Genomic DNA, 20226 nt, shown 5'->3' with positions numbered 1-20226 from the left:
ATTATGGAAGCAAAAATCCAACTTTTCCAAATGCAAAATTATCTTTTTCCACTTATGTCGGTGGCAGTGTTTGGGCTACTGCATTTTTATATTTATAAAGTCCTTTTAAAGTCTTTTGCCACGACTACACTTTTTAAGGCATTTTGGCTCGTGTTTATTTGGCTTAATTTTATCGGTTGTGCGACGTATTTCGCACTCCTGCATAAAGACCCGCCCTCTCAAGCCTTATTTTTACTCCTCTCTCTTAGCATTGGTGTTGCCTTTTGTCTCACCATTATCACACTTATATATCAAATCTGTTCGCTTTTCATCTACGCGATAAAGGACAAATCAAAGCGCGCAAAAATGCGCTACAACCTCAAGCGTGCGTGCGGAATCTTGGCTATCGTGTTTATCATCATCGGGCTTATTGGCGGGGCAAAAGAGCCTGTGGTGTATGAAGTGCCATTTGTCATAAATGGATTAAAAGCTCCGCTTAAAGCTGTGCAACTCAGCGATGTGCATATTGGCGGGCTAATGGATTCTACGCGTGTGCGCTCAATAGTGGAGCGCGTGAATGCGTTGCAACCTGATATAGTTTTTTTGACGGGGGATATTATTGATTCCAAACTTCACTTAGTAGAGAGTGCTGTAAATGAACTTGGGAATCTTCAGGCACAATATGGCGTGTATTACGCACTAGGGAATCACGAGTATTTCCACGATTTGCAAAACATCATCGCCAAACTACAAAGTTTGGGATTTCATCTGCTTATCAATGAGAGTGAGGCTATACACGCTGGTAACAATGAGATTGTTATCGCTGGAATTGCTGATTTAGTAGGCACAAGAGAGGCTTTCACCCCTTATAATCTCCCGCCAAAGCTAAAAGAAACGCTTGAGTTAAGTCATTGCCCACAAAATGCAATGCACGAGGCAAATCAATGCCCGCCCATAATCCTACTCTCTCATCAACCAAAAATAATCGAGGAATTTTTAACCCTTGAAAATCAACGCCCAGAACTCACACAAAATGTCGCGCTTATCCTTAGCGGGCATACGCACGGCGGGCAGATTTTCCCATTTTCATTGCTTGTGTTGCTTCAGCAGCCATATCTCAAAGGCTTAGCTAAAATCAACCAAAATACTTCGCTCTACATCAATCAAGGGACAGGCTATTGGGGACCGCCTATGCGCGTGCTAAGCGAGAGTGAAATCACACTCTTTCATTTCTTGCCTAAAGAGTAACAATGGCACAAATACTGCAAAAACTCACTCTCTATTTTGGATTGTTAGCAAACCTTGTGCTGTGGGGCTGCGCTGGGAGCAAGCCCATTGATTTATACACAATACATTATAAACCCCTCATCTCGGAGAAAAAAATTAAAAAACTCAAAGACAACGCAAGCTATCCTAATAAGCTAGATTCTCAAATTGGATTAAATGTTTTGCAAGCACAAGCACTTCATAACTCCCTCATCAACATTTATGGCTGTGTGTGCATAGGAAGCACTGAATTCCAAAGAATGGAGCGACTAAACTTCATCACAAACCATATAGAATCTCCAAAACAACTCGCCCAAAAAGTCGGTGCGAACTACTATATCACCTATGGTGAATATGTCTCTAGGAGCACTTCTGCAAGTGGCAATATCCCGCGCAACGGCGCGTTATTTTATCTCTGCCCATAACAATTCTCCATACAAAATCCGCGCCTTAAAGCCTAAGAATCATCACGCATAAATCCCCAACTATCGCCAACATAGCTTTTATGATGATTTAAGATTCTCCTATTTGCTCTTTGATATTTCATTTAAGCAAAGTTTAAGTAAGGGGGGGGTAGAATTCCACAAATTTTTCATTCAAGGAGGATTTGCAATGGCAAAGCACAGCGCGAGTATTGATATACTGATACCACATACCATTGACTACGAAAAAGTAGAAAACCAAAAAGAATCTTTTAAGGAATTTTTGCGTAGTGCTGATGGGATAGAGTTTCGTAAAAATACTAAAGATAAAGAACACTCTGTAAATAGCTATATTTCTAACCTTGAGAGATTTAGCAAAAAAATAACTGAAAAATCCAATACAAAAGATTTTGATTTGCTTTGCTTTTGTGGTGCAAATGAGGACATAGACAAAATCTTTGAGTATGGTAAAAGATTTTTTGAGGACAGCCCGAGCTATATTAACGATTGCCATAGTGCCATACAGCAGTATAAAAAATTTAACTCTCAAATATTAGCCAATAAGGAGAAAAAATGACAAGACAAATTATACAAAAAGCAAGTCTCTATTTTGGAGTGCTATTAGCGGGGTTTATATTGTGTGGTTGCGGTGGGAGACCCCACCACTTAAATTTATATAACAAGTTTTACACTCCTGTAATGTCAGAAAAGGAAGTGAAAACCTTAAAGTCTAGTGGAGATTACCCTAAAAAAGTAATTGCAAAGACAAGTCTTAGCATTAAAACAATGCAGAATATTAGCTATGCTCTTATAAATTTTTATGGTTGTGCTTATATAGGAGGGAGTGAGTTTATAGGGGAAGATGAATATCTTATATATGGGTTTAATATGACAAAGTTTAGCACAGATGATGTGAAAGACCCAGAACGGCTCGCACAAAAAGTCGGGGCAAACTACTATATCACTTATAGTGAAACCACTAACTCAAGCGTTACAACTACAAGTGGTGCAGATACTAAAGTCGCCGCTCAAGGTGGAATGGGCAGAGCTCAAACAAATGCAAGCACTACCACCACAAGCACTCGAAGCGTTTGGAGTAGAGGTGCTTTATTTTATCTTTGTGATTAAATCATTCAAAACAAAAAAAGGATAGACAATGAACATACCAAAAATACTTACCCCAATATTCTTAAGCGCAATGCTAAGCCTAAGCTATGCCAACGATTTACATCAATACGATAATCCCAAACGACTCGCAAAGGCAAAAGAATGTATCATAAACAATATGGAAGGTGATGAGTGCGAAAACATACCTTTTCGAGAAAGAGATTTTATAGATTTGCATTATAAGACAGGCGATATGAGAATCATAAACTATTTAACACAAAATTGTGAAAAAGCCCAAAATATAGGTTGGCAAACCCATTGTTGTGTTACATTAGGACGAATTTTCTTAAAAGGGCGTGGAGTATTTGGCAAAGGCAAAGGTGTGGAGCAAAACTACGCACAAGCACTCAAATATATGAAAAAGTCCTGTGATTTAGGATATGGTGTGGGTTGTGTATTTCTTGGGGATATGTATCTCTTTGGCTATGGCACAAGAACAAATCCTCAACTCGCACGGGAACTCTATGGGCAGGCGTGTGATTTAGGAAATCAAGAAGGTTGCGACAAGTATAACTAACTTAATAAATCTAGCTATTGCGAAGTTTTTACAACAACCTTACATCACAAAGATTCCGCTAAAATGCGGAATCTAAAAACTTATATAAACAAAGTGCATTGAGCACTTCTCGCTACTTTTTATGCAGCTCGTTTATATAAAATCTAACCGAGCTTACGCCCTCTTTTTGCGCCCATTCATACGCCTTAGAAACAAAGCCCCAATTTATATGCGCGAAGTATTTTTCCAAATACGCAGGGCGCGCGTTTTTATGGTCTATGTAGTAAGCGTGTTCCCACACATCTACCACAAGTAGCGGGATTTTATCCTCGCTTATGGGCGTGGCGGCGTTGCTTGTTTGCACGATTTCTAGCTTTTTGCTTTGCGCATTAAGCACGAGCCAGCACCACCCAGAGCCAAATAGCGTAGTGGCTGCAGTCAAAAATTTCTCTCTAAATCCATCAAGGCTACCAAATTCAGAATTTAAAGCCCCTTTTAGCTCCTCGCTAATCGCGCCCACATCGCCATTTGGCGTGATACAATCCCAATAAAAATCGTGATTATACACCTGCGCAGCGTTGTTAAACACCCCGCCACTAGACTTTTTGATAATGTCATAAAGCTCGGCATTTTCAAATTCACCGCCCTTAGTCAAATTGTTAAGATTATTGACATAAGTTTGATGATGCTTGCCATAGTGAAAGTCAAATGTGATAGGGCTTAGGAAGTCCCCAAATGCGTCTTTTTGGTAAGGTAATGCTCGTAATTCAAACATAGTTTCTCCTTTATTTGTTGTGATTTGTTGTGATAAATCATTCTTATCACGGAGCGCATTATAAGAAAATTTATTTAATAGTAGGGACAATATACACGCAATTTTTCACACTTTAACACACTATGCCCGCTTGGCAAGCATATTCATAGTATTTTAGATTCTCGCTTTTTAGACGCACAAAAAATGCTAGAATCCTACCTCGCAAGCGTATCTCTGAGTGAGATTTAAGCGGGATTTTGCAAGATTTTGTTTTTCTAAAAGTTTAAATTTTAAAATGTGCAAAAATTTTCTAGAATTTAACCCCATAAAAAAAATGCCAAGCTAAAATCCTTGTGTGTTGAAAATGTTACATCGCCTTAATCCTCGCAATCTCATCACGCAGAAGTGTGATTTCTAACACCTTGTAATATTTTTAAGATTTTTTGCATATATTTTTATCAATTTAAAGAGCCACTAAACCAATTATTTAGAATTTGCTTTATTTTTGATTGCTCTTTATTGTAACCACTAATCATATTTATCCATATACTTAACTTATTGCTTTTTTTATAATCACTTTGTTCCCAATGATTAAGCAACGATTCCTCATTTATTTGTAGTAATATGTATTCTATTTGATTACGATTTTCGTGTATTCGCTTATACACCGCTGGAAGTCCATTAAATTTTCCACCTGCAGAAAATAAATCTCGCACATTTGGGCATATAATACCCTTTTGTGCAACTAACCACATTGAAAAATTATTATATTGTCCCACAACAACTTCGGGGAACAAAATCAAACCTTTTAGCATTAAATCCTTTTTCTCATTACCTGATAAATTATTCCAAAATCGTAAAATTGATGGCGATGTCGCTTGAGATTCTACGCTTGAAGCCCACCATAGTTTTTCACCTTTTTTTAATTGCTTTGTGTAATATTGTGAGATTTTTGAAATAGGGTCTTTGTCGTTTCTTAATTCATCATACGAAATTCCCATTTTATCAAATATGCTATTGCCTTTTTCTAGTCGCATATCAATTTTGTATCGTGGATAATGCGTTGTTGCGATTTCATATAAGCAATCTTCATAAGGTCTGCTTAAAAATTCAGCACATTTGCCACCTAATTTGCCAAATGTCAAAAAGATTCGCTCAACGCTATCTATTCTAGAGCCCTCTAAAATACTGCCACCTGTGGTAGTCCAATGGTCGCCTTTGGTGCTTTTTACCTCAATGCCATAGTATTTTTCTGCGACAATATCTGGGAAATACTTCCCTGACATTAGTGTGATTTTATTTTCAAATGTTGTGTTTTTTGCGCAAATTTCAAGCGTTTTACATACAAATTTTTCTAAATCCTCCCAATCAAATTGTTTTATTCTGCTATTAGATTTTGCTTCAATGTTTAGCAAAATATCCGCATTTTTCATTAACGATGCGAAATCATCAATCGTAGGTTTATTATTTGTGGCAACTATCATTTTTGCCCCCAAAGTATAATTCCCAATTTGTCTCCAATCTTTTGGCGATATGATATGCCAAAAGTGGAGGGACGGCATTACCTATGAGTTTGTATGCCTCTGATGCGCTTAAACTCCCAAATTTATTACCGCTATCTAAAATAAATTCATAATCATTGGGAAAACTTTGTAATCTAGCGCATTCTCTCACGCTTAATCTGCGCTGTTTTAGCCCTTGCGCTAGTTCGCCTACATTTTTGCCACCATTTTCTGCACTCAAACGCCTAAATTCGATATTACCGTGATGTTCCGCTCTAATTGTCAGTGCAACTGATTGCATATTGATTTCACTTTGCCCTTGACAATGTCCTCCCATATATTTTGCCTTTGAATATGCCATTTGTGATTTATCGATAGGCTCGTTTTCGGGCTCATTTAAGTCGCTTAACACTTCGGCGCAGGTTACCCTTTTATGCGCGTGTGTGGGAGGCGGATATGGGTCGTATTTGAGTGGAATATGTTTTTGTGCGAGTGCGGACAATGCTTTTTTAGTTAGCGCATTTTTTTGAAATCCAAAAAATATCACTCTCTCCCTAGATTGTGGCACACCATAATCTGCGGCTTGTAGCACCTTTGCAGAAATCACAATGTATCCACCATTGCAAATATTTGCAAAGTCTCTCTCTATGATTTCTTTTGCATTTTTTAGATTCGTTAGTCCTTTTACATTTTCAGCAATAAAGATTTTTGGGCGAGTGATTGCGATAACTTCACGCATCCAAATGTAGAGTTGCCCTCTGTTTTCATTTGTCGGTGCGTCAATTTCTATTTTTGAGCCGTTGTGATTTTTTTGTGAATCAAATCCTAGCCTTTTACCAGCGATAGAGAAGTCTTGACAGGGAAATCCACCTGTGAGAATGTCAATATTATTTGGGAAAATCTTTGCGCCATTTTTATGTGCTTTTACTAAATCTACGATGCTTTCAGTGAAAAAGATTTTATCTGCGTTTTGTTTGGACTTGCTAAAATATGTTACCCAAGCGGTTTTTGCGGATTGTTTTATATCGTTTGCAAAAATTGTCTTAAATTTTGTCTTTTTTAGCTTTAGCCAATTCCCCCCCCCCCCCGCTAATAGAATCATCAACCCAATCGTTATGTAAAATTGTGTTTATGGATTTAGCGTGGCACTCAAAGCCGCCCTCAAATCCTATATCCATTCCACCGCAACCCGAAAATAACGATAATAGATTCATTGTCATTGCTCCTTAATCCTTAATAATGACATATAGCTTTAAGATTAACATTCTACCAAAAAATCAGCTGTTTAATATCAATAAATAGCCTCAATGCCACTACATCGCCTTGATGCGTGCGATTTCATCGCGTAGTCGTGCGGCTTCTTCAAATTCTAAATTTTTAGCGGCTTGTAGCATTTGTTTTTTTAGCTCTTTTATGATAGATTCTCGCTCGCTTTTGGGGATTTTCGCGCCTTTTTTTCGTCCGCTTTCATACAAATGCGACAAACCGCTTGATTCGATTTTTAGCTCGGCTTCGACATTGCGTGAGACGCCCTTTGGGGTGATATTATGCGCTTTGTTGTAGGCTTCTTGCTTGCCCCTGCGATACTCTGTGATTTCAAACGCCCGCTTCATAGAGCCTGTAATAGTGAGTTCGCCATTTTTATCTTTAGCCGAGTATAAAATCACCTTGCCCTCCACATTTCGCGCTGCCCGCCCCATCGTTTGGATAAGGCTTGTTTCACTGCGTAAAAACCCCTCTTTATCCGCGTCTAATATCGAAAGTATAGCAAGCGTAATACAAAAATTATCTCGTTTTAGTTTGAAAAATTTTTCAAGCTATTGACTTTTTTAGTATTATAATATAATATATTACAATAAAAATTCAAAGGAAAATTATGACTATGCGAAGAGAAAAGCCACTTGCTTTGATAGAGCAATGGAGTCCTAATTTTAGTCAAACTATATGTAAGGAATTAGTTCATAAATCCTTTTTAAGCGAAGTATTTTTGACAGACTCAAGGCAAGTAGCAAATGATTGTTTTCTTATAAGCGCATTATTGCCAAAGACACATTTTTATTATAATGATGTTCCAATTCGCTCGCAATTCTATGATAGTGCGCTTATCTTAGAAGTTTGCAGGCAAGTTTCTATCTACATAGCACACATTTTCTACGCCATTTCTTTTGATTACAAATTTATATTTGATAGCGCAAATTTTACGCAATATCTAGGACACAAACCCGCCAATAACATAGATAAGCATAAAGCAATCATTCATACAAAAGTCATAAACAAAAAAACAAAAAAGGATTCTTTATGCGGGCTTGAAATCGATATGATGGTATATATAGACCAAGAATTATATGCTTGCAAATCAATGAAATTTTCTTGGGTTGCTCCTAAAATGTGGGATAAACTTAGGCGCATTTCACAACAGCAAGATTCTGCCAACCTAGAGATAAAACCCATTCTAAAAGATATTGTTTGTAAAGAACATATTTCAAATGTTGTTATTGGGAATTTTTTGGAATGCACAAATTATTTTCAAGCAACAATCATTGCGGATAAGACTCACCCAGCTTTTTTTGACCATCCCTTAGACCACATATCAGGCATTTTGATTATAGAGGCAATCAAACAATTTGGTATAGCTACTTGTGCTAAGGTATTTAATTGTAAGCCGACAAAATTACAATTTAAAAGCATACAAGTAGAATTTAAAAATTTTTGCGAATTTTATAATCCTAATATTTGTTATGTGTCAAAAGAACATATATGCTTACAGGATAGTGAAATATCAATGGATATAGTCATTAAATCTGCAAAATTACATAGCGTTTCATCCAGCGTGAAATTTATAATGGGGGGGGGGGGAGATAATGATTAAGGTTGTATGGTTTGATTTTGGTGGTGTCCTATCCCCGCCAATAGAAACAATTTTTGACATATATTATCAAAAAACGGGTATTTTGCCACAGCAGTTAAAAGAAGCTATGAGTAGCGTTGCTAATGATTTGGGTATGCCAATGCTTGCCCCAATCGAAAATGCCAAAATAACACAAAAAGAATGGGGAGCAAAAGTAAGAAAATCTCTGCAAAAAATCTACCCAACACTAGATACAACAAAAGCGGATTTAGAACATTTTGGTGCGCAATGGTTTAGTGAAATAGCACCAAACAAGATAATGATATGGCTTTTTAAGCAATTAAAAAAGCAAGGATATAGCGTAGGCATTTTAACAAATAATGTTATTGAATGGGAATCTCATTGGAGGACAATGATTCAGCTTGATAATGAGGCAGATTTTATAGTAGATTCTTGTAAATTTGGTTACAGAAAACCTGATATAGAAATTTTTGAAATAGCCCAACAAATAGGTAAAACACAGCCTTGTGAAAATATTTTAATTGACGATGTCAAAGAAAATTGTTTGGTAGCAAAAAATATAGGTTGGGATAGTATTTGTTTTGCTAACAATGCACAAACCATTATTGCTTTGAGAGAAAAAATAGATTTTGATTTTCCCTCAATTACAAATATACCGAATTATGATTTTGTGCCAGCGTATAAGATAATCTCTCGAGCCAAAGACAAAACACCAGAAATTATAGAAATTTTGAGTGGGCATAAGGTGCTACATATTACAAATTATGATGATGTGAGAAATATTTTATCAAGTAAATTTTGCATTAGGAAACCTCTAAATCAAGTTAATCAAGCAAGCGTCTTGCCAACACTAACACCAGATGAATTATTGCTAAATTTAGATGGAGCGCAACACGACAGAGCAAAAAAAATTGCTATGAGTGGTTATTCTCTTAATGATTTAGAATTTTTCAAATCGACCATAGCAAACATAGCTTGCAAACATCTTAAAAATGTTGCAATGCTAGAATCTTTTGATTTATTTGAAATTTTAGATGATATTATCATTGAGATAAATTCTGTGTTCGTGGGTATTGATTTAGCAGAATATAAACATACGCTAAAACCCCTTACAAAAAGTATTCAAATTGCCAACCATAACGATAAAGAAAATCTTATTAGAGATTTTACAGAACTGTATGAATATATTTTGCATTTACTAAGTGCAGAAAGAATTTTTGATACGAATAGCATTATTGGGTATTGGCTACAAGCGAGCAACAAAGCAAATCCACCACTAAATGATAAGGGATTATGCGGATTATTGCTTGGCTCTATTCTTGGAGGGTATCAAAATATATTAACTTGTGTTTCTAAAATCATTTATGCAATATTGTATTTCCCTATTTTTTGGGAACTTATAAAGATAGAAAAAGAAACAACACAAGATATTATCAATGAATTATTTAGGCTAACCAATTTAGGCACAACCTCGACTTTCCCACGACTTGCCACACAAGATATACAACTAGCAAACTATATCATTCCCAAACATTCCGTAGTGTATGCAGATGTATTTTTAGCAAATAGAGATTCAACTATATTTCACAAACCATTACAAATAAATCCATTTAGAAAAAACAAACAGCATTTACAATTTGGATATGGCAAACATAGCTGTATGGGCAGACATTTAGCAATGCTGGAATTACAAATCATCTTACAAGAGCTAGCAACGCACCTACCAAATATCACACTTGATAACACAATCCCTATTCAATGGGATAATGGAGTTATATTACACCGCCCTAAACATATCCCAATCTTAAACCTAAAGGAGACCAAATGAATACCACAGCAAATCACCAAAATCAAAGCAACACAACGCAAAATCTTATTTTGCTTACTATCTTACTTGCCGTGTTTGTCGTGCCTAGCTCGATTTCTGGCACGGCTATCGCGTTAGAATTTATCGCACAAAGTTTTAGCCACACTTTGCAAACGCCACAAATGGCGGATTATTTAAGCATAAGCACACAAAACGCTACATTTAGCGCGCTTTTGCAATGGGTAGTCAATAGCTTTAATCTTTGTTTTGCCACTTTTACGCTCATTTGGGGTGCGCTCGCAGATAGATTTGGTGCGAGGAAATGCCTTATTTTAGGTGTGTTGCTCTACCTCATAGGCTCCGCCCTCTCCACACTTGCACCAAATCTGCTAATCCTTGATATTGCACGAGGTATCGCGGGGCTTGGCGGGGCGAGCGTGTTTGCCTGCGGTGCGTCAATTCTCATCAAAACCTTTAGCGAGGATAAACGCGCTAAGGCTTTCGCGCTTTTTGGCACTACGGCTGGGCTTGGCATTACCCTTAGCCCCACGATTTGCGGGCTTTTGATTGACGCGTTTGCAAATGTCTCAATCGCAGGGCTTGAAATCCCCACCAAAGATTCTTGGCGAAGTATTTTTGCCTTTCATTTCCTTGTGCTTTTTGTCGTGCTAGCTTTAAGCCCTATGCTGCCAAAAGACACTCAAAGCATCGCGCAAGAAACACATAAAACTCCGCAAAATCCTACCGAGTCAGAATTTAAAGCCCAAAATCCCGCGCAAAACAAAGCACTTAAGAAGCGATTTGATACGCTCGGCTCTGCGCTTTTTATCGTCTTTCTCTTTAGTTTTATGCTCTTTATCACGCGCATTAGCGATATTTTTAGCCCGCTCACGCTAGGCATTTTTATCCTTAGCATTGTCGCGCTCATCGCCTTTGGAGCGTATGAAAAGCACTTGCACGCAAAAGGCAAACTTCCCCTGCTAGATTTTAGCACTCTACGCAATGCACGGTTTGTTGGCTTTACTCTCGTATGTGTGGTGGCTGGCTTTAGCTTTGTAGTGCTTTTGACTTATTTTCCGCAGTTTTTGCAACGCGTCTTTGGATTTTCGCCTGCACATTCTGGAGTTTTTATGCTCTTTTTAACCGCGCCTATGCTTTTTTGTCCCATTATCGCTGGCAAGATTTTAGCGCAAGCAAAATCTAGCAATACGCCCAAAATCTTAAGTTTTGCAATGTCGCTAATGATGAGTTTGGGGACACTTGCGCTTATTGTGGTTGTGCGGTGTGCTAGCGATTTTAATGAGATTTTGGGCTTTGGACTTATTGCATTAGTGTTGTTTATTGTAGGTGTGGGTATGGGCTTGCACGCAGGCGCGATTGACAATCTAGCCCTTAGCAGCGTAGAATCTAGCAAAAGTGGTTTTGCCGCAGGGGTGCTAAATTGCTTTCGGCTTGGAAGCGAGGCGGTGGGTGTGGCACTCTATGGCGCGCTAATAGCGTTGTTTTCCCAAATCTTTACGCACGATTTTGCGCTAAATTCTATTGCGCAAAGTCAAAATCTAATAAACTCGTTTTCTTGCACGCTAGGGATTTTAGGGATTTTTTGCATAATTCTAACCGCGATTTTATGGAGGCTTTTAGCGCGAAAATAGTTCGCAAAATAGAGTATAATACGCGCTAAATTTCAAAAAGGGGCAAAATGCAAATCCCATCGCGCTTTAGCATTGCTATTCATATCTGTATGTGTTTGGAATTTTTTAATGAAGATTCTGGATTTAACGCGGGAAAAAGCCCGAAGCAAAAAAAGCATTGCAAGCCAATGACGGGCGAAGCTCTCGCGGAATCTGTGGGCGCACATAGCGTGATAATCCGCAATATTATCGCAAATCTCAAAAATGCTGGGCTAGTAGAAACACGGCGCGGAGGCAGTGGGGCGAGACTCGCAAAAACTGCAAAAGACATCAGTTTGCTAGATATTTTTAACGCCGTGCAATCGACTAAAACAAACGAGTTAAGCGAGGCTAGCGCGGATAAAAATACGAGTAAATCAAGCGCAACAAAAGACAAAGTATTAAGTGAAAATGCGAGCAAATCTAAAAACGCCCAAAATCTAAGTCAAAATAAAAATCTAGCAAGCCAAAATCTAGTGCAAAATCCAGCCCCAAATCTAACCCAAAATCAACTTTTTCGCTTCCACGCAAATCCAAACACACTCTGCCCGCTTGGCAAGCATATTCATAGCATTTTAGATTCTCGCTTTGCCGATGCGCAAAAAGTGCTAGAATCCTACCTCGCAAGCGTGGCTTTAAGTGATATAATGAACGAAATCTAATCTATTTTTTATACTTAAATGTAACACTAAATAGCCTTAATCCTCGCAATCTCATCGCGTAGTCGTGCGGCTTCTTCAAATTCTAAATTTTTAGCGGCTTGTAGCATTTGTTTTTTTAGCTCTTTTATGATAGATTCTCGCTCGCTTTTGGGGATTTTCGCGCCTTTTTTTCGTCCGCTTTCATACAAATGCGACAAACCGCTTGATTCGATTTTTAGCTCGGCTTCGACATTGCGTGAGACGCCCTTTGGGGTGATATTATGCGCTTTGTTGTAGGCTTCTTGCTTGCCCCTGCGATACTCTGTGATTTCAAACGCCCGCTTCATAGAGCCTGTAATAGTGAGTTCGCCATTTTTATCTTTAGCCGAGTATAAAATCACCTTGCCCTCCACATTTCGCGCTGCCCGCCCCATCGTTTGGATAAGGCTTGTCTCACTGCGTAAAAACCCCTCTTTATCCGCGTCTAATATCGCAATGAGGCTAACTTCGGGCAAATCAAGCCCCTCACGCAAAAGATTTATCCCCACAAGCACATCAAATTCTCCAAGCCGCAGAGCGCGTATCAAGTGGTTGCGCTCGATAGCGTCTATGTCGCTGTGCATATAGCGCGTTTTTATGCCTAGCTCGCTGTAATATTTTGTCAGCTCTTCTGCCATTTTTTTAGTAAGCGTGGTAATCAAAACGCGCTGCTTTTTCTCTACGCGTTCTTTGATTTCATCGAGCAAATCAAGCACTTGATTGCCACTATCGCGCACTTCATAAAGCGGGTCAAGCAGTCCTGTGGGGCGGATAATCTGCTCGGCGATATTTGCCCCGCTAAGCTCAATCTCAAGCTGTGCGGGCGTGGCTGAAACAAAGAGAAAATGCGGGGCTTTGTGGATAAATTCCTCAAACATTAGCGGGCGATTATCTAGCGCGCTAGGCAGGCGAAATCCATACTCCACAAGCACTTCTTTGCGACTTCTATCGCCCGCATACATTCCGCCAAATTGCGGCAGGCTCGCGTGGGACTCATCGACTATGACTAAATAGGGCTTATTTTTTTGCTCGAAATAATCTAGTAGGCAATATGGCGTCTCCCCTGCCCTTTTCCCCGTGAGATGTCTTGCGTAGTTTTCGATGCCCTTGCAGATTCCACTTTCGCGTATCATTTCTAAGTCAAACTCCGTGCGTCCTTTTAATCGCTGGTATTCCACCTCTTTGCCCTGCGCTTTAAATTCTGAAAGTCGAGAATCAAGCTCCACTTCGATATTATGTATCGCCTCGCTTAGGCGATTTGCCCCGACTATAAATTGATTTGCCGCATACAGCACAAAGGAATCGAGCACTTTTAGCTTTTGTCGCTCTATCGCCTCATACACCGCGATTTGCTCCACCTCATCGCCAAAAAACTCTATGCGGATAAACTCGCTCTCATTATAGGCTGGGAAAATATCCACCACCTCCCCGCTCACGCGAAACTCCCCGCGCTCAAACGCCGTATCATTGCGCGTGTAGCCCATATCTACGAGCTTTATGAGAAACTCTTTTTGGTTGCGCGACTCGCCTACCTCGATTTTTTCTATCATTGTGAGGTATTCAGCGGGGTTGCCTAGCCCGTAGTTCGCACTCACACTCGCCACGACAATCACATCATCATACGCAAGTAGCGAAGTAGTCGCACTTAGGCGCAATCGCTCCAAATCGTCATTTATGCTCGAATCTTTTTCGATAAATAAGTCCCTGCGCGGAATGTAGGCTTCGGGCTGGTAGTAATCAAAATGGCTTATGAAATACTCCACTTTATTGCGCGGGAAAAAGCCCTTAAACTCGCTATAAAGCTGGGCTGCAATGGTTTTGTTATGCGTCATTATGAGTGTTGGCATATTGAGTGTGGCGATGATATTTGCCATAGTGAATGTCTTGCCACTGCCTGTAACGCCTAAAAGCGTGGCATATCGAGCCCCTTGTGAGAAACTTTGCGTGATTTTGCTAATAGCTTGTGGCTGGTCGCCTGATGGGGAAAAACTTGCCTGTAAATGAAACTTTTCCATAATATCCTCACAAAAATTAAAACTTTATGTTGCAAAATTGATTGCTTGTGTTATAATTTGCTATTTTACTAAAAAACTTTAAGGACAAAGAATGGATTCTCAAATTATGGATAGGCTTTCACAGAAAATCGAGCAAATGCTCCGTAAAATAGCCTCTCAAAAAGATGAGATAGAATCTTTGCGACTTGAAGTAAGCAAACTTCGTGCAGAAAATGAGTCAAAGCAACAGCAAATCTCAAATCTCTATGAGAGTATTGGCTTGCAAAAGACAAATATCGAAGAGCTTTTTAGTAGAATTGAAGAGGGTCTTAGATGAGTGATTTTACAGAATCTGGTGCGTATAATTCTCTCACACACAACGCTAGGCGCGAGGACGAATACGAAGACGAGCTCCCTATCTTGTTAGATAATAGCTTGCTTGCGCTTACGATTAAAAACTATCCGTTGAGTGTGAAAAATGAGTTATACAACTTTTTTTACACTAATGGGCGCAGACGCTCAGTCGATATACTCGACTTGCTTCAAGCCTATGTGTGGAAAACTCAGGAGCACGCGAGAATCCGCGATACTTTGGAGAGCTTGTGTGGTGAGATTGATGTGTTGCAAAACACTCAAGAATCTTATCAAAACACACAAGTTGGAGTATCTTATACACGAGATATGGGAGGTTATCAAATGCCTTACGATGAAACAGATTTGCAACATTTGACACCCGCGACCAATATGGAAGATTTCAAGCCTCTCAATGTATCGGAATTTAAAGATTCTATAAATGCCCTCGATGAAATCGATTCTGCAGAGCTAGACCCTATGGAGTCTCTTGATTTAGCCTTAGAATCTGTGCTTAAAAAGAATCAAAACGCACAAACTTCCTAACTCTCAATATTTGAGTAATGTAAGGAGGTTGAAACTTTGTGCAATCACTTGGATTCATCGCACCAATTGGCAGAAACTCTCCATTACTAACTTATAAAGTCTCCACGGATGCTGAATTTGGTGATATTTTTCATATAGAGATTAAGGATTTTTCGTGCTTGGGGATTTTTGTCGCACCTTGTGAGAGTGCAGACTTTGAATGCAAACAAGCTATAAAAGCAAATATACACTTTTTGCCACACCAAAAAATCCTCGCACGATTTATCGAGCAGTATTATTGCTGTTCTTTTTCTCAAAGTTTTTCGCTTTTTACACCATTGGCAAACACGGATTCCCACACAAAACAAGCAATCAAGCAAGATTTTACCAACCTAAATACACTCTCTTCAAAGCAACTCCAAGCTCTCCACTTCACGCAAAACAATCAAAATACCCTGCTTTTTGGCGATACAGGCAGTGGCAAGACAGAAGTGTATATGCACCTCATCGCTCAAACGCTACAAGCGGGGAAAACCGCGCTTTTTTTAATGCCTGAGATTTCACTCACGCCACAAATTGAAATGCGATTAAAGAGTGTATTTGGCGAACGGGTAGGAATCTGGCACTCAAAAATAAACACAAAAAACAAAAAAGAGATTTTAGCTAAATTAGAATCTAATGAGATAAAAATCATCGCAGGCGCACGGTCTGCACTCTTTTTACCAATGAATAATTTGGGACTTATTATTGTCGATGAAGAGCACGATGATGCGTATAAATCCCAAAGCACACCACGATACAACACGCGTGATATTTGCCTTTATCTTGGCAAGCATAGTCAAATCAAAGTTTTGCTTGGTTCTGCCACACCAAGCCTTAGCACTTATAGCAATGCTAAAAAATCACAAACGCTCTTTCGCCTTAAGGGGCGACATTTTGGAAATCACAAAAGCTATATTTTTAGCCACCACCCACCACTTAGTGAATCTATGGTCCAAAAAATTGCCCAAACACTTAAAAATAACCAACAAGTTATTGTGTTTCTCCCTACTCGCGCTCATTTTAAAACACTCTTTTGCCAAGAATGCGCGCAAAGCGTGCAATGTGCCTTTTGCAGTGTCAATATGAGCCTACATTTAGACAAAAACGCGCTAATGTGCCATTATTGTGGCTACACGACAACAATCCCCAATCAATGCCCACAATGCCAAAGCACAAATCTACAAAGTCGCAGAATCGGCACGCAAGAATTCACTAAAGAGCTCAAACAAAATCTTGCAGATTCTGCCATATATGCAAAAATTGGGATATTTGATAGGGACAGCATTACCACACACACAAAGCTTAAAAGTATATTAAAAGACTTTAACGCACATAAACTTGATGTTCTTGTTGGCACACAAATGCTTTCAAAAGGACACGACTATCATAATGTCGCATTATCCGTAGTTGTGGGAATTGATTATGTGCTTAATATGCCTGATTTCCGCGCAAATGAAAGGGCGATGAGCTTATTAGAGCAAATCGCAGGACGAGCGGGGCGCAAGGAAAATGGCGAAGTATTTATCCAAACGCTTAATGAAGAATTTTTTAAACGCTTTATAGATGATTATGAAACATTTTTAGAATATGAATTACACACACGCCCAAAGTGCTATCCACCATTTATGCGACTAGCAAATATCAGTTTTTCACATAAAGCGCAACAAACTTCCCTACAACGAATGCAACAAACACAAAAACTTTTAGAAAACTATCTTGCTAACCATAAAGATTCTTTTGAGATTGTAGGTGCGAAAGCCTCTGATATTATCAAAATTGGGGGGAAATTTCGCCATAATATTTTATTACGCACGCATTCTATAAAGAGTCTCTTAAGTGCGTTAAGACATATTAGTAATGCCCTTAGATTCCCTTTTGAGATTGATATTGACCCATTAAGCACGATATAAGGTATAAACCAAATGAACCTAGAATCTAAAAAACCCCTCACACAACGCAACCAAAAGCTCAAATCTTGCGATATACAAACAATCCGCATACATTCAGGCACGCTAAAGGGCTTGCGATTGCAACTCCCGCCCAAAGCCTTCACTCGCCCAACAAAAAGCATTTTGCGCGAATCATTTTTTAATACTATCGCACATCAAGTTGTAGATTGCGTATTTATCGAGGGTTTTGGTGGAAGTGGCTCAATGGGTATAGAGGCACTTAGTCGTGGTGCAAAAGAGGTAGTATTTTATGAAATCAATCCACAAATCGCCCAAATCCTAGAGCTTAATCTTAATAAAGCATTGGCGCGATTAGATTCCATACATACTAAGAATCTCACACAAAAAACCCAAAGCGCACATATTGTCCAACAAAGTTTCTTTCATTCGTTTGAAATGCTACAAAACACGCAAAGTCAAACCCTACTGTATTTAGACCCGCCATTTTTCACGCGCAAAGGAATGCAAGAGCTAGAGCAACAATGCTTTGAATGTATCACTGCATTGCACAATCCTCACATCTTTTTAATTGCCTTTGAGCACATTAGCATTATAAATTTGCCAAAAAATCTAGGAAAGTATGTTAAAATTCGCGCTAAAAAATTTGGAAAAAGCACGATTTCATACTACACTTTAATGTAAATCACGCTACTTTATCCAAATTATGTGCTTGTGGGAATGGGATTTGATAGTTTGCACACGACACATTGACACTCAAATTTGTTTAAGGAGACATTATGGCTGAAGAGCAAAAAGAACAAGCGGCAACTCAAGCCGTTAAAAAAGACAAAACCATTTTATTTGTGGTTATTGGTGTAGCGGTAGTCCTTATACTGCTCATTGCGCTTTTGATAGTGCTCGTCCTCTCACAAAACAAAGAATCTCATCCACCAGCGGAGCACGAAGCTGTCGTGGAGGAAGTCCAACCACAACCAGAGCCAAACAAACAAGCTGGGACAAAAGTCGCTACGAGCAGTGTGGTAAGTGGAAGAGGTTCGGATTGGGGCAAGATTGGACCAATCCTTGAAGTGGGCGATAAAGATGGATTCAAAATAAATCTCCTCACACAAACGGGCAAAAAAGTGCTTATCGTCAAAGTAAGTATCGAGCTTGACAAACCAGAAACACAGCCAGAAGTAGAGACAAAGCTCCCTATAATCTCTGATACGATTATTGAGATTCTCTCTTCTAAGTCCGTAGAGGAAGTCGCCACAACAAAGGGCAAAAATAGAGTAAAAGATGAAATCGTGCAACGACTAAACGAACTTCTCATTGATGGAAGTATCAAAAATATCTTTTTCACGCATTTTTTAATTGGATAACTCTTTAAGGGTAATATTTGCTAGGCATTGACATAGTGAAAATCTCTCGCTTAAAAAACTTGGAAACTAAGTTTGGTTTGCGGGGGTTGAAGCGATTTTTAAGTGATGAGGAAGTTGCACTCTGTCTAAAACATAAAGACAGCGTGAAATCATATAATTTTTCTCGTATTGCTGGATTTTTTGCCGCCAAAGAAGCCCTAAGTAAGGCACTAGGCTGCGGGATTAGCAAGGAATTAGGATTTTTAGATATGCACATACACATTGATTCTAAAGGCGCGCCGCACATTACTTTAAGTGATAGAGCAAATGCACATTTTAGCGCAAAGATTGTGTTTAGCCACATTGCACTTAGTATCACGCACGAAAGCAAATATGCCGTTGCTTGCGTGGCATTACGCTAAAGTGGGGGTAAATCAATGAGTAAAAAACGCGTTATATCAGGCATTCAGCCCACAGGAGACATTCATCTAGGGAACTATTTAGGAGCGATAAAGCATTGGGTAGATTCCCAAGAAATGTATGAAAATATCTTTTTTATCGCTAATTCGCATTCCATAACAATGCCCCAAAACCCAAAAGAATTGGAATCTAAAACTTACGCACTTGCTGCAATGTTGCTTGCCTGTGGGATTGATATAAACAAATCTATGCTTTTTGTTCAAAGCCAAATTGATGAGCACGCAGGGCTGGCGTGGATTTTAGATTGCAATATCCCAATGGGCGATATGAGCAGAATGACACAATTCAAAGATAAGAGTGCGAAAAGCAAGACCATTAGCGTTGGGTTGTTTAACTACCCCGCACTTATGGCGGCGGATATTTTGCTTTATAATGCGGATTTTGTCCCTGTGGGTGAAGACCAAAAACAGCATTTAGAGCTTACGCGCGATGTGGCAGAGCGATTTAACCGCGACTTTGGAGAATGCTTTAAGATTCCAAACCCACTTATCACAAAGGTTGGCGCACGGATAATGGGACTAGATGACCCACAAGTCAAAATGAGTAAATCACACAAGGGGGAAAACCACGCTATTTACTTGCTTGATAGCCCCGAAGTGATTACGCGTAAAATTAAAAAAGCTACGACAGATTCTCTAAGTGAAATAGTTTTTGACCAGTCGCGCGCTGGATTGTATAACTTGCTGTGTATGTATGAGATTTTTAGTAAATGCTCAAGAGAGCAAATTACGCAGGATTTCGCAGGCAAGGGATATGGTGTGCTTAAAAACGCGCTTAGTGAGCTCATTATAGAATCTCTACGCCCCATAAGAGAAAGCTACAATGCCCTCATAAAAGAACCCGCGCATATCAAGCAAATCCTCCAATCTAGCGCGGATAAAGTGCGCCCTATCGCACAAGCCACTTATACAAAAGCCAAAAAACTTGTGGGGTTAATCTAGTTTGATGTATAATACACTTTTAAATTTACAA

At 39.1% G+C, this 20226-nt stretch carries 21 protein-coding genes and 1 pseudogene; 16 read left to right on the top strand and 6 right to left on the bottom strand.

From position 1 onward, the window contains the following. Positions 1-3 precede the first annotated feature (3 nt). The 5 genes from ACWIWK_RS08935 to ACWIWK_RS08915 all read left to right on the top strand — a co-directional run bounded on the left by ACWIWK_RS08935 (position 4) and on the right by ACWIWK_RS08915 (position 3351). Complete coding sequence (locus ACWIWK_RS08935; protein ID WP_454152453.1) at positions 4-1227, top strand: metallophosphoesterase; 1224 nt, start codon at positions 4-6, stop codon at positions 1225-1227. A gap of 2 nt (positions 1228-1229) precedes the next feature. Continuing rightward, positions 1230-1670 (top strand): hypothetical protein, encoded by a 441-nt coding sequence (locus ACWIWK_RS08930; protein WP_454152452.1) that lies wholly within the window; start codon positions 1230-1232, stop codon positions 1668-1670. Between the two features lie 187 nt (positions 1671-1857). Beyond that, complete coding sequence (locus ACWIWK_RS08925) at positions 1858-2244, top strand: hypothetical protein (protein ID WP_454152451.1); 387 nt, start codon at positions 1858-1860, stop codon at positions 2242-2244. Then, complete coding sequence (locus tag ACWIWK_RS08920; RefSeq protein WP_454152450.1) at positions 2241-2795, top strand: hypothetical protein; 555 nt, start codon at positions 2241-2243, stop codon at positions 2793-2795. Before ACWIWK_RS08925 ends, ACWIWK_RS08920 begins: the two co-directional genes overlap by 4 nt. A 28-nt stretch (positions 2796-2823) precedes the next feature. Beyond that, positions 2824-3351 carry a tetratricopeptide repeat protein gene (locus tag ACWIWK_RS08915; protein ID WP_454152449.1) on the top strand — a complete coding sequence of 176 codons (528 nt, stop codon included), beginning with the start codon at positions 2824-2826 and terminating at the stop codon, positions 3349-3351. A 112-nt stretch (positions 3352-3463) separates the two neighbouring features. Here the strand turns inward: ACWIWK_RS08915 and ACWIWK_RS08910 are convergent, their stop codons facing one another. From ACWIWK_RS08910 to ACWIWK_RS08890, 5 genes and pseudogenes are all read right to left on the bottom strand, one after another. Then, positions 3464-4105, bottom strand: coding sequence for a superoxide dismutase (locus tag ACWIWK_RS08910; RefSeq protein WP_454152448.1), 642 nt, complete (start codon positions 4103-4105; stop codon positions 3464-3466). Between the two features lie 437 nt (positions 4106-4542). Further along, complete coding sequence (locus ACWIWK_RS08905) at positions 4543-5568, bottom strand: hypothetical protein (protein WP_454152447.1); 1026 nt, start codon at positions 5566-5568, stop codon at positions 4543-4545. Continuing rightward, entirely contained in the window at positions 5549-6688 is a 1140-nt protein-coding gene (locus ACWIWK_RS08900) for a DNA cytosine methyltransferase (RefSeq protein ID WP_454152446.1), read from the bottom strand. The genes ACWIWK_RS08905 and ACWIWK_RS08900 overlap by 20 nt, the downstream gene beginning before the upstream one ends. Further along, positions 6630-6800, bottom strand: a complete 171-nt coding sequence (locus tag ACWIWK_RS08895; protein WP_454152445.1) for a hypothetical protein — start codon at positions 6798-6800, stop codon at positions 6630-6632. The genes ACWIWK_RS08900 and ACWIWK_RS08895 overlap by 59 nt, the downstream gene beginning before the upstream one ends. A gap of 99 nt (positions 6801-6899) precedes the next feature. Continuing rightward, positions 6900-7343, bottom strand: a pseudogene (locus tag ACWIWK_RS08890) (UvrB/UvrC motif-containing protein); the annotation flags it as partial. A gap of 119 nt (positions 7344-7462) precedes the next feature. Between ACWIWK_RS08890 and ACWIWK_RS08885 the strand changes: the two are divergent. The 4 genes from ACWIWK_RS08885 to ACWIWK_RS08870 are packed head-to-tail and all read left to right on the top strand — an operon-like array spanning position 7463 to position 12594. Then, a complete protein-coding gene (locus ACWIWK_RS08885) occupies positions 7463-8455 on the top strand; it encodes an AfsA-related hotdog domain-containing protein (RefSeq protein ID WP_454152444.1) in 993 nt (330 codons plus the stop codon). Next, complete coding sequence (locus tag ACWIWK_RS08880; protein WP_454152443.1) at positions 8448-10283, top strand: cytochrome P450; 1836 nt, start codon at positions 8448-8450, stop codon at positions 10281-10283. The genes ACWIWK_RS08885 and ACWIWK_RS08880 overlap by 8 nt, the downstream gene beginning before the upstream one ends. Continuing rightward, positions 10280-11914: an MFS transporter gene (locus ACWIWK_RS08875; RefSeq protein ID WP_454152442.1), complete on the top strand. Its 1635-nt coding sequence runs from the start codon at positions 10280-10282 to the stop codon at positions 11912-11914. The genes ACWIWK_RS08880 and ACWIWK_RS08875 overlap by 4 nt, the downstream gene beginning before the upstream one ends. Before the next feature lie 47 nt (positions 11915-11961). Further along, complete coding sequence (locus tag ACWIWK_RS08870) at positions 11962-12594, top strand: Rrf2 family transcriptional regulator (RefSeq protein WP_454152441.1); 633 nt, start codon at positions 11962-11964, stop codon at positions 12592-12594. Between the two features lie 26 nt (positions 12595-12620). Here ACWIWK_RS08870 and uvrB read toward each other — a convergent pair whose 3' ends face one another. Then, a complete protein-coding gene (uvrB, locus tag ACWIWK_RS08865) occupies positions 12621-14627 on the bottom strand; it encodes an excinuclease ABC subunit UvrB (RefSeq protein ID WP_454152440.1) in 2007 nt (668 codons plus the stop codon). Positions 14628-14718: 91 nt separating this feature from the next. On the opposite strand from uvrB, the gene ACWIWK_RS08860 reads away from it, so the two are divergent. The 7 genes from ACWIWK_RS08860 to trpS all read left to right on the top strand — a co-directional run bounded on the left by ACWIWK_RS08860 (position 14719) and on the right by trpS (position 20195). Further along, positions 14719-14943 carry a hypothetical protein gene (locus ACWIWK_RS08860; RefSeq protein ID WP_454152439.1) on the top strand — a complete coding sequence of 75 codons (225 nt, stop codon included), beginning with the start codon at positions 14719-14721 and terminating at the stop codon, positions 14941-14943. Beyond that, positions 14940-15503 (top strand): hypothetical protein, encoded by a 564-nt coding sequence (locus tag ACWIWK_RS08855; protein WP_454152438.1) that lies wholly within the window; start codon positions 14940-14942, stop codon positions 15501-15503. Before ACWIWK_RS08860 ends, ACWIWK_RS08855 begins: the two co-directional genes overlap by 4 nt. A gap of 38 nt (positions 15504-15541) precedes the next feature. Next, positions 15542-17434, top strand: a complete 1893-nt coding sequence (locus ACWIWK_RS08850) for a primosomal protein N' (protein WP_454152437.1) — start codon at positions 15542-15544, stop codon at positions 17432-17434. 12 nt (positions 17435-17446) lie between these two features. After that, on the top strand, positions 17447-18115 hold the full coding sequence (rsmD, locus tag ACWIWK_RS08845; RefSeq protein ID WP_454152436.1) for a 16S rRNA (guanine(966)-N(2))-methyltransferase RsmD: 669 nt from the start codon (positions 17447-17449) through the stop codon (positions 18113-18115). A gap of 95 nt (positions 18116-18210) precedes the next feature. Beyond that, complete coding sequence (locus ACWIWK_RS08840) at positions 18211-18795, top strand: flagellar basal body-associated FliL family protein (RefSeq protein WP_454152435.1); 585 nt, start codon at positions 18211-18213, stop codon at positions 18793-18795. A gap of 17 nt (positions 18796-18812) precedes the next feature. Beyond that, positions 18813-19196, top strand: coding sequence for a holo-ACP synthase (acpS, locus tag ACWIWK_RS08835; RefSeq protein WP_454152434.1), 384 nt, complete (start codon positions 18813-18815; stop codon positions 19194-19196). A gap of 15 nt (positions 19197-19211) precedes the next feature. Next, positions 19212-20195: a tryptophan--tRNA ligase gene (trpS, locus tag ACWIWK_RS08830; protein WP_454152433.1), complete on the top strand. Its 984-nt coding sequence runs from the start codon at positions 19212-19214 to the stop codon at positions 20193-20195. Positions 20196-20226: the final 31 nt, after the last annotated feature.

This window comes from Helicobacter sp. 23-1048, from assembly GCF_053654545.1.
This window is presented reverse-complemented; position numbering and strand designations above follow the sequence as displayed.